Origin of the sequence: Streptomyces sp. NPDC059957, from assembly GCF_042730015.1 — a bacterium.
Lineage (GTDB): Bacteria > Actinomycetota > Actinomycetes > Streptomycetales > Streptomycetaceae > Streptomyces.
Genome location: NZ_JBHWMB010000131.1, coordinates 1 through 8,397, shown reverse-complemented (window position 1 = coordinate 8,397; position 8,397 = coordinate 1). Strand labels below are relative to the sequence as shown.

Below are 8,397 nucleotides of genomic sequence, written 5' to 3'. Positions count from 1 at the left end.
GAGGGTTTTTGGGGTCGTGACCCCCGCATGGGGTGGGGGGGGGGGGGGTCTGTGGGTCCCCCCCCCCCCACCCCCCAGATCCACCCTCACCCCCCCCTTCTTTGATCAGCGACATCCGTGCACACGGAAACGGAGAACCCTCATGTTCACGAGCTCCTGGCAGCGTCCGCTCATCCTGGCGGCGGCCTCCCTGGCTTTCGTCACCGGTACGGCGTGCGCCGCGCAAGCGTCGCAGTCCCACACTCCTGCGAACACCGTTTCCTCGATCATGACCGGGTCGCCCGCCCACTGCGGGTTCGGCGGCGAAGGCGGCGAGGGCGGCAAGGGTGGCGAGGGCGGCAAGGGCGGGGAGCCCGGCAAGCCCGGTGAGCCCGGCAAGCCCGGACGGGCCGGCTGCTTCCGGTTCGAGGACCTGCCGGACAAGTCCAAGTCGGAGCTGACGATGGTGGACAAGGTGCGCATCGTGGTGACCCTGCTGGCCGACGACTCCGACGAGACGAAGGAGAAGATCGCCAAGAAGTACGACATCTCGACCAAGCAGATCGACACCTGGAAGAAGAGCTACGAGGACGGCGACTGGTTCGCCCTGATGGGAAGCAGCAACCCCTTCTCTCCCCTCTCCACCTGACATACGGGCCCGACCGGCCGGTGGCCGGCCGGGCCTTTTCCATTCGAATTACCGACATCGTTTCCGGTATCGATTTCAACCATCAACCACCATCGGCAAGGAGAATCCCATGCGCACGCGTTCCTGGAAGTTCCGTATAGGTCTTGTCATCTCGTCGACGTTGATCGGTGCCGGTGCGATGGCGCCCGCGGCCATGGCGGCTCCGGCGTCGACGGCCACCGCCCCCACCGCGTCGGTCGCGGTGTCCAGCGGCTGGCAGGACGGTGGTGACAGCAGACCGGGCACGAGCCGCCTCGCTAGCAAGGTCAAAGTGGGCAACGGCAGTGTCCGCGTCGGGGACAGGGTCTGCGCCGGAAACTGCAACGGAACGGTCAACGGAACCAACGGCGGCAACGGCGGAATCTGCGCCGGACTGTGCAACGGCAGCGCCAACGGCGGGACCGGCACCCAGGGCAGGCCGTCCGGCGAAGGTTCGAAGGGCGGCAACGGCGGGATCTGCGCCGGAGTCTGCGGCGGCAGCGTCAACGGTGGAACCGGAGGCAAGGGCGGCAACGCGGCCCCCGGCCGTGACGGCGGTACCGGCGGCAAGGGCGGCACCGGCGGCATCTGCATAGGCGTCGGCTGCGAAAGCAGTGGCCGCGGAGGCAACGGCGGAGCCGGCGGCGACGACGACTGACCGCCGGGCCGAGGGCCCGGGCACAGCACATCCCCGTGGGGCGAGCGCCGCTCGCCCCACGGGCGTGCGTGTGGATCACTCGATAGACTTGCCGAGGGAGGCGCCTGATGGGCACGGCAGCGAACCGGGGCCTTTATACGGGCCGCGCCTCCGGCCTGATCGGGATGCAGATCGCCGGCTACCGGATCGAGCGCATCATCGGCCGGGGCGGCATGGCCGTCGTCTACCAGGCGAAGGATCTGCGCCTGGACCGTACGGTCGCGCTCAAACTGATCGCCCCGGAGCGCGTCCGGGACGAGGTCTTCCGTCGCCGCTTCGCCCACGAATCCAGGGTCGCCGCGAGGATCGACCACCCGCACATCGTCCCCGTCTTCGAAGCGGGCGAGACCGACGGGGTCCTCTACATCGCCATGCGCTACGTCGCCGGGATGGACCTGCGGACCCTGCTGGACCGGGACGGACCGCTGCCCGTCCCGACCGCGCTGCGCATCGCCGCCCAGGTGGCATCGGCGCTCGACGCCGCCCACGAGCACGATCTGGTGCACCGGGACGTCAAGCCCGCCAACATCCTGGTGGCCGAGGGCACCGACAGCGACCACCCGGAGCACATCTACCTCACGGACTTCGGCCTGACGAAGAAGTCGCTGGCGCTCACCGGGTTCACCACGGCGGGCGAGTTCGTCGGCACGGTCGACTACATGGCGCCGGAACAGATCTCCGGGCGCCCGGTCGACGGCAGGTGCGATGTCTACAGCCTCGGCTGTGTCGTCTACGAGTCACTCACCGGCGGGCCGCCCTTCGTCCGGGACGACGCCCCCGCGCTGCTGTGGGCGCACCAATACGACAAGCCGCCTCCCCTTGCGGAGAAGCGGCCGGATATCGCGCCGGAGGCCGGCGCCGTACTGCAGAAGGCTCTGGCGAAGGTCCCGGAGGACCGCTACGACTCGTGCCTGGAATTCGTGGCGGCGCTCCGTGCGGCGACCGCCCCCGCGGTGGCCCGACGGGCCGCTCCGCAGCCTCCCGGGGATCCGGGGAGCGGCGAGCCGCCGCGGGAGCCCCCGGACTGGGCGCGGCCGGTGTTCACAGCCCCAGCGAGATGGCCAGGCGGGTGAGCTCGGCCGTGGTGTTGATGCCCAGCTTGGCCCGGATGCGGCGCAGGTAGGCGTCGACCGTGTGCTTGGACAGTCCCATCGAGCGGGCCGTCTGCACGTAGGTGCACCCGGCGGCGATGTGGCGCAGGGCCTCCTGCTCGCGCGGGGCGAGGGTGGTGGCGGGGGCTTCGGTGGCTTCGGGGTGCGGCGCGACGAGTGTGAGGCTCATGGGACTTCCTCCGGCACTTCGGCTCGTTCATCACGGCTGCTCGCACCTTTGGAAGCAGAGGACATGTCCACGAATGTGAATGTATGTCCGTGTTAAAGAGCCTGTCGGTGGGAGTTCATCACCCTGTCCGCCAACTGTCACGGGCGTGTCACAGGGGAGGGGAGAAGGTCCCTTTTAGGGTCCCCGGAAGTCCTCAGAAGCCGGCGAGGGACTGCTCGGCCCAGATGGTCTTGCCGAAGAGGGTGTGCCGGGTGCCCCAGCGCTGGGTGAGCTGCGCGACCAGCAGCAGGCCGCGCCCTCCCTCGTCGAAGATCCGGGCACGCCGCATGTGCGGGGCGGTACCGCTCGCGTCCGAAACCTCGCAGATCAGCGTCGTGCCCTCGTGGATCAGCCGTAGCTGCACGGGCTGCTCGCCGTAGCGGATGGCGTTGGTGACCAGTTCGCTGACCACGAGCTCGGTGACGAAGGCCGCCTCGTCGAGCCCCCAGACGGTCAGCTGATCGGTGGCGTTGCGGCGGGCCTGCGCGACGAAGGAGGGGTCGGAGGGCAGGTCCCAGACGGCGACCTTGTCGGTGTGCAGGGCCCGGGTCCGGGCGACGAGCAGGGCCACGTCGTCATCGGGCCGGTGGGTCAGCAGGGCCGTCAGCACCCGGTCGCAGACGGTGTCCAGAGTCGAGGAGGGCTGGACCAGGGCCGCGAGCATGCTGTCCAGGGCCTCGTCGATGTCGTGGTCGCGGGCCTGCAGCAGGCCGTCGGTGTACAGCGCGAGGAGGCTGCCCTCGGGAAGCTCGACCTCGACGGTCTCGAAGGGCAGGCCCCCCAGGCCCAGCGGCGGCCCCGCCGGGACGTCGAGGAGGTACGCGGAGCCCTCGGGGGAGACCACGGCGGGCGGCGGATGGCCGGCCCGGGCGGCCGTGCACCGGCGGGTCACCGGGTCGTACACCACGTACAGACAGGTGGCTCCGATGCCGCCCGATGATTCCTGGCCCGTCTCGTCGGCCGACAAGTGGATGATGAGGTCGTCGAGGTGGGTGAGCAGCTCATCGGGAGGCAGGTCGACGTCGGCCAGCGTGCGTACCGCAGTGCGCAGCCGGCCCATGGTGGCGGTGGCGCGCATGCCGTGGCCGACGACATCGCCCACGACCAGGGCCACCCGCGCCCCGGACAGCGGGATCACGTCGAACCAGTCGCCGCCCACACCCGCCTCGCCGGCGGCGGGCAGATAGCGGGAGGCGATCTCCAGCGCCGACTGCACGGGCAGCGTGTGGGGGAGCAGGCTGCGCTGCAGCGTCATGGTGCTGGTGTGCTCCCGGGAGGTCCGGCGCGCCCGGTGGATGTTCGTGGCCGCCCTGGCCGTAAGTTCCTCGGCCAGCCGCAGGTCCTCCGGGTCGAAGGGCTCCCGGTGCTGGTGACGGCTGAAGACGGCCAGGCCGAGGGTGACCCCGCCGTCGCACAGCGGCACCAGCATCATCGAACGGGTCCCCTGCTCGCTGATCCAGGCGGCCCCGGGGTCCTGTGCCACCCACCGGGCGACGGCCGGGTCCGCGGTCCCGTACACGGCGCCCCGCCCTGCGGCCAGACACTCCACGGGGGGCGACAGTGCCGGGTAGACGGCGCTCTCCCCGACCGCGAACCGGGACTCCTGACTCCCGCCGAGGACCGACCGTACGGCGCTACGGGACACCGTGAGCGCCCCCGTCCCGGGACCCCGGGACGAGGCCTCGCCGCGCGGGGAAGGTTCCAGCAGGTCGACGACCGCGAAGTCGGCGAGCCGGGGGACGGCCGCGTCGACCAGCTCCTGCGCGGTACGGGCACTGTCCGGGGCGGTGGCGGTGGCGGTGGAAGTGGAGGTGGCGATGCGGGCGCCGGCGAGGGTCGGCGGGAGCGGCTGCCGTGGGGCGGTGTCACCCGTGGCCCCGTCGTGCGCGGTCAGGTACACGGCCCGCACCCGGCCGTCCGGGCCCGGTACGGGGGCCAGCGAGGTCGCCCAGCCGTTCGTCGCGCCCGCGCGGGGCGGCCGGACGAAGCCGTCCACGGACTGCGGCTCGCCCGTCTCCAGCACCCGGCGCATTCCCCGCTCGGTCTCCTCGCTCACCGGGTCGGGGGCGATCTCCGACAGGCGCAGCCCGTGCATCTCGGCCTCGGTGAGGGAGAGCGCGTGGTGCATGCCGGTGTTCGCCCGTACCAGCCGCAGGTCCTCGTCGAAGACGGCCAGGACGCAGGGGGACCGGTCGAAGGCCCATTCGCCCAGGGGCACGTCCCAGGACGCGTCCGGTGCTCCCGTCACGGCGGACACCACGAACCACTCGGCCCCACCGCCCTCGGCCGTCCTGCGGTGCGCGAGGAGTCCCGTGTCCAGGCGGCGGCCGTCCCGGTGCCGCAGCGGCACGGTGCCGCTCCACCGTTCCTGTCCGGGTGCTACCGGCCGCGCCGCAGTGTCCGTACCGCCGGAGCCGGATCCGCGGAGGTCGGCGGGCTCGCCGGGCTGGTCCGCGAGCAGGTCCGCGGCGGGCAGGCCCACGACCTCCGAGGGTGCGTAGCCGAGCAGCCGGCGGGCTTCCTCGCTCCACCCGGTCACGATGCCCTGCTCGCTGACGGTGGCCGTGGCCGTGTAGGCAATCCCCGCCGCCCCCGGGGAGGCGTGCGTCGTCCGGGCCGGGCGCTCACCGGGAGGGGTGGGAACTTGCTCCATCGCCGCTCATCTCGCCTTCGCTGGCCAGGGGCTCCACTGACAAGCATGAGACGGCGCGGCAAGGAGCACCAACGCAGTGCCGTCAGGTGCCCGGGTGTGCCAGCACGAGGGCCAGGACCGCGTCCGCCGCCCGCCACACCACCGCGCGCCGCCGTCCGCCGAGGAGGGGCGGCCGCAGGCCCAGGATCTCCACGCGGAGCGGAGCCGCGCCGAAGATCCCGCTCCGGTCGGCTTTGACCGCCGCCTCCTTCAGGGCCCAGGCGGCGGCCAGCGCCTCGGGCCGGCCGGTGTCGACGAGGGAGAGTTCGCCGGGCGTCAGCACCCGGTCCGCGACCCGGCGCACCACGTCGGCCGAGGCGGTCTCGCAGAGGTCCACTCCGACCCGTTGCGGTGCGAGGGCCGCGGCGGCGTGCCGGACGGTGTGGCTGACGGAGAGGTGCAGGTCCGCCCGCGGACTGCCGCCGACCAGGACGTACGGGCTGCCGTCCGCGCGGGGCAGGACCTCCACCTCCCGCTCCGGAGCGCCGACGGCCTCGTGGACCAGCCGCTTGGCGAGCAGCCGGCCCGCTGTCCACTCGGCCTGCCGCCAGGCCGGCAGCGCGTGGAGCACGCGTCGCTCGGCGGGCGAGAGGAAGGGGGCCCGGGCGGGATCGCCGCGGCGGGCCACGAGGAGAGCGGCGCCGCCCCAGCGGTGGACGTGGCCCGGTGCGATCGCCGGGAAGGTGTCGGTGTGCATGACGGCGGCGACCGGTCGCCGGCTCAGGCGGCCCGGGCCGCGTCGCCGGAGCGCAGCCGGGCCAGGTCCTCGGGAACGGCCGGACGGAGGAAGGGGCCGACCCTGATGCCCCGCCGGGCGCCGCGGCCCGCCAAGGCTGCGGACGGCGCTCCCGACCACAGATCCGCGCCGTCCGTGCCGTCCGCGCAGTCCGTGCTGTACACGCCTTCGGCGACGACGTGCACCCTCCGGTACGGGTGGCGGACCCGTGCGAGCAGGGCGTCGAGGTCCCCGGCACCGACCAGGTGCCTCCTCCATGCCGGCCACCGCCGCTCGAGGGAGGTGAGGAGGCCGGTCAGCATCAGCGGGTCGAAGCCGAGCTCCTCGACCAGGAGTTGGCCGTCGCGCAGCAGGTCCGCCGGGAACGCGCTGATCCGCGCCACGTGGGCCCGTACGGCCTCGGCGACCTCCTCGAGGTCCGCGACCGGTGGGGCGAGGCGCAGCGGGGAACGGCCCGGTACCGCAAGTCCCGGTACGGCAGGCGGGGTGGGCGCGGGCTCGTTCGCGGGGAGGCAGGCCGGGACCCGGAGGGGCCGGCAGTCGAGCTTGGCCACCGGCAGGTCCAGGAGCCGGCGCTCTTCCGCGGGGATCAGCGCGCGCGGGTCGACCGGGGCGCCCAGGACCGCGAGCCGGGCGAGGGCCAGTACGAAGGTGCGTCCGTCGTCCGGCGCCTCCCCGGTGACGGGGACGACGTGGACGTCGCCGTGGCCGGTGAGGTTGCGCCGGACCGAGGTGAGGAGCGAGGTCCCGCCGCCCACCTGGAGGAAGACGCGGGCCCCCTGGTCGTAGGCGGTGCGAACGGCGTCGTCGAAGAGGACCGGCGCGGACGCGTGCCGGGCCCACAGCTCGCGCAGCCGGTCGGGGTCCTCGCAGACCTCCGCGTTCACGGAGGAGACGAAAGGCACGGCGGGCCTGCTGATGCGACGGGTGGCGAGGACCGAGCGCACGGCCTCCTCGGCGCGGGCCAGCCGCGGGGAGTGGAAGGCGTTCGAGACGTCGAGCGTCGCCGTGACGACCCCGGCTTCCGCGCAGGCCGCGCGCAGGGCGGCCAGGCCTTCCGGGGTGCCGCTGACCACGATCTGGCGCGGCTGGTTGAAGCAGGCGAGCCACACGTCGTCGATGCCGTCGACGAGCCGGCGGCAGGTCTCCTTGTCGGTCTGCACCGCGAGCATCCCGCCCCGGAGCCCGGCCGCGGCCCGCCGCAGGGCCGCGCCCCGGTGCACCAGCAGCCGGACGGCGTCCACCTGGGTCAGCGCCCCGGCCGCGGCGGCCGCCGCGAACTCCCCGGCACTGTGACCGAGGGCGAGGCCGGGGGTGATCCCGCAGTCGGCCAGGACCCGGGTGGCGGCGATCTGGACGGTGCCGAGCAGCGGCTGGCACACCTCGGTGGCGGCGAGCATGCGCCCGAGCTCCCCGTTGTCCGTGAGCGGGGCGCGGGGCACGGAGGCCTCGCCGTACAGCAGGTCGGCCAGGTCGAAGCCGAGGTCGGCGCGGGCCACGGCGCTGAGCACGCAGACGGCCGAGCGGTAGGCGGGGAACCTCTCGTAGAGGTCCCGCATCATGCCCGGCCGCTGACTGCCCTGACCGGGGAAGAGGAAGGCCACGCGTCGCTGTGCGGCGGGCAGCGGGGCGTCGGCGGCGAAGGCTCCGTCGCCGAGGTCGCCGCGGACTCCCGCGAGGAGCTGCTCGCGGGCGTGGCGCAGCCGCTCGAGGAACGCGGCGGTGTCGGTGGCCACGATCGCGAGCCGGGCCGGCAGCGGAGCCCGCGCGCCTAGGGTGTGCGCCACGGCTGCCAGCGGCGTACGGTCCGCCGCGTCGAGTACGTCGAGTACCTCGCCGATGTGCTGGTCCAGGAGCTCGGGGCTTTCGGCCGAGAGGAAGACGAGCTGCGGCCGGGTGACTTCGGTGTCGTGGGCGGCTCCGGCGCCCTCGCCGCCGGAGGCGCGGTGCGCGGGCTGTCCGGGGACCGGTTCGCAGAAGCGTCCGGGGACCGGTTCGGGTCGCTCCTCCAGCACCACGTGGACGTGGGTGCCGCCCGAGGCGAACGAGCTGACGGCGGCACGTCGCGGGGTGCCGCCGCCCGGAAAGGGCCGCGCGGTGTCGGCGAAGCGCAGGCCGGCGGCGGATACGCCCAGGTCAGGGTGGGGAGTGGTCTCCGGCTGCGGCACGATCGTGCGGTGGTGGACGACCAGGGCCGTCTTGATCAGTCCAGCGATGCCCGCCGCGGCCAGGGAGTGCCCGATCAGGGCCTTGCCCGCGCCGAGGTAGCACAGGGACGGGTCGTCGTCGGGGTACTCGGTGCGCAG

7 protein-coding genes are annotated in these 8,397 nt (G+C 73.4%); 3 read left to right on the top strand and 4 right to left on the bottom strand.

The genetic code is table 11. The features are described 5' to 3' along the window. Nucleotides 1–142: 142 nt before the first annotated feature. From ACFWBW_RS40405 to ACFWBW_RS40395, 3 genes are all read left to right on the top strand, one after another. Entirely contained in the window at nt 143–628 is a 486-nt protein-coding gene (locus ACFWBW_RS40405) for a hypothetical protein (RefSeq protein WP_385384483.1), read from the top strand. Between the two features lie 109 nt (nt 629–737). Then, a complete protein-coding gene (locus ACFWBW_RS40400) occupies nt 738–1,304 on the top strand; it encodes a hypothetical protein (RefSeq protein WP_385384480.1) in 567 nt (188 codons plus the stop codon). Nucleotides 1,305–1,411: 107 nt separating this feature from the next. Further along, nucleotides 1,412–2,416, top strand: a complete 1,005-nt coding sequence (locus ACFWBW_RS40395) for a serine/threonine-protein kinase (RefSeq protein WP_385384477.1) — start codon at nt 1,412–1,414, stop codon at nt 2,414–2,416. On the opposite strand, the gene ACFWBW_RS40390 is transcribed toward ACFWBW_RS40395, so the two are convergent. From ACFWBW_RS40390 to ACFWBW_RS40375, 4 genes are all read right to left on the bottom strand, one after another. After that, nucleotides 2,385–2,624 (bottom strand): response regulator transcription factor, encoded by a 240-nt coding sequence (locus ACFWBW_RS40390; protein WP_385384473.1) that lies wholly within the window; start codon nt 2,622–2,624, stop codon nt 2,385–2,387. The genes ACFWBW_RS40395 and ACFWBW_RS40390 overlap by 32 nt on opposite strands. Nucleotides 2,625–2,817: 193 nt before the next feature. Beyond that, nucleotides 2,818–5,316: a SpoIIE family protein phosphatase gene (locus ACFWBW_RS40385; protein ID WP_385384470.1), complete on the bottom strand. Its 2,499-nt coding sequence runs from the start codon at nt 5,314–5,316 to the stop codon at nt 2,818–2,820. 82 nt (nt 5,317–5,398) lie between these two features. After that, nucleotides 5,399–6,052 carry a 4'-phosphopantetheinyl transferase family protein gene (locus tag ACFWBW_RS40380; protein ID WP_385384467.1) on the bottom strand — a complete coding sequence of 218 codons (654 nt, stop codon included), beginning with the start codon at nt 6,050–6,052 and terminating at the stop codon, nt 5,399–5,401. 23 nt (nt 6,053–6,075) lie between these two features. After that, nucleotides 6,076–8,397 (bottom strand): acyltransferase domain-containing protein (locus ACFWBW_RS40375; RefSeq protein ID WP_385384464.1); only part of this gene is annotated, 2,322 nt, incomplete at its 5' end.